We start from the raw sequence: 1,666 nt of genomic DNA on the forward strand, positions 1-1,666 counted from the left end.
GGTCCGGGCGCCGATGGCCACCCAACTGAGCAGATCATCGAAGTAGCCCGCTGCCATAGGCTGCAGGATCTCTGTCGCCACAGGCAAACCCATGTACAGCATTTCGCGCATCAGTTCGCGTGACAGCTTCAGGCCCAAGGCCATGTCGTCACTGCCATCCAGGCGCGGGTCGTAGGCCAGACCTTTCCAGCCCACCGTGGTGCGCGGTTTTTCGACGTAGGCACGCATCACCAGCAGCATCTGATCGCTGACTTCGGCGGCCAGGCTGGCCAGGCGTTCGGCGTACTCGAGCGCTGACTGAGGATCATGAAGGGAGCAGGGGCCGACGATGATCAGCAGGCGCGTGTCCTCACCTTCAAGAATGGCTCTCACGGCACGGCGGTGTGCGGTGACCTGTTCGGTCAGTGCGGCGCTCAGCGGCAGGCTGCTTTTGAGCTCAAGGGCGCTGGGCAGACGCCTGGACGTTGGAACGCTGCGCGGCAGCGTAAGGGGGTGACTGGACAGTTCGGACGGTTTTACGGCAACGGACGAGTTCATGTGCTGGCTTCCTGGGCTGGCGGGCGATTCCCGCGCAAGCCCTACTGGGGTGTTCGACAAAGGGCCGTATTGGCCATGCATGTGTAATTGCCACCTGGCAGTGACCGATCGGAGGCGGCAGGCTGTCCCGAACGGAGGTTGCTAAATCGCCAGGCGAAATCGATGTCGTTGCGGTAATAAGTGGCGTAGTTCATGTCGTGTTCCTCGATTTGATTCAATGTGGTGTTTTCGCAGGGCCAGAAAAACAAAACCCCCGGTCGGGAGGCCGACCGGGGGTAGAGATGTTCTCTGGTTGGCGTCCCCTTGAAGTGGGCGCCGGATGGGTATCAGGCGCGCCAGTGGCTAAACCAATACCCGTAATATGCGTTGAGCTGAAGAACACCCATCGCAGGTGCAACCCGCACAGCCATAGCCTCTGCCGAGCGACGGGCGCTGGCACGAGTGACGAACTGTAGTGGGCTGGACTGCAACATGGTGTATCTCCGTTGAATGAGCAGGAGCTTACTTCAGGCAAGGTCGCTGATTCAATTGGAAAATTCAATCGACGGGATTACCTGCGCTGTTACACGTTTAGCTGCGGACAAAAACTGTCGGAAAAGGCTGCTTTGTCAGTCGGCGCGTGCCGTCCGGCGGTTGGAAATTCGGGTGGATCAATATCGGAAGAATCCGCGTCAATCGATGCTGGATTCAGATCCCGCGTCATCGGAAGGGATGACACCGATCTTCATCCCCAGCAAAACCGCCACTTTATGAGCTTCGCCACGCTTTCCCTTTTTGCGACCCGCCAGCACTTGGTAGGTCGTTGCAGGATCAATGCTGTTCTCCCGGGCGAATTCCTGAACGGATTTGCCCTGTTGTTCGAGCCAGGCCTTGGCTTGTGCAGCGGTACGTATTCCGGGCATAGTTCAAAACCGTTCAAATCAGTTTAATTTTAGCTGGATTCTACCATTCGTAAGGATGGGGTCAACAGGGTTATGCATTCAAATGAGTGGAATTGGGTACCGACTAAGAAAAGAAAGAGAACGTCTGGGGCTGTCTCAGCGTGCCTTCGGTGAAATCGGTGGTGTGGAAGCGAACGCTCAAGGGAAGTACGAAAGTGGCGATCGGGCCCCCAAGGCTGATTACCTGG

General features: G+C 57.4%; 3 protein-coding genes. 1 reads left to right on the forward strand and 2 read right to left on the reverse strand.

The features are described from left to right. Together BZK31_RS27550 and BZK31_RS27555 are read right to left on the reverse strand one after the other, a co-directional pair. A partial coding sequence (locus tag BZK31_RS27550) for a 3-deoxy-7-phosphoheptulonate synthase (protein WP_083186352.1) occupies positions 1–537 on the reverse strand: 537 nt, incomplete at its 3' end. A 671-nt stretch (positions 538–1,208) separates the two neighbouring features. Further along, positions 1,209–1,439 (reverse strand): DNA-binding protein, encoded by a 231-nt coding sequence (locus tag BZK31_RS27555; RefSeq protein WP_083186353.1) that lies wholly within the window; start codon positions 1,437–1,439, stop codon positions 1,209–1,211. An 82-nt stretch (positions 1,440–1,521) separates the two neighbouring features. Between BZK31_RS27555 and BZK31_RS27560 the strand changes: the two genes are divergently transcribed. Next, a partial coding sequence (locus BZK31_RS27560) for a helix-turn-helix domain-containing protein (protein ID WP_157900809.1) occupies positions 1,522–1,666 on the forward strand: 145 nt, incomplete at its 3' end.

It is taken from the genome of Pseudomonas floridensis (assembly GCF_002087235.1).
GTDB lineage: Bacteria > Pseudomonadota > Gammaproteobacteria > Pseudomonadales > Pseudomonadaceae > Aquipseudomonas > Aquipseudomonas floridensis.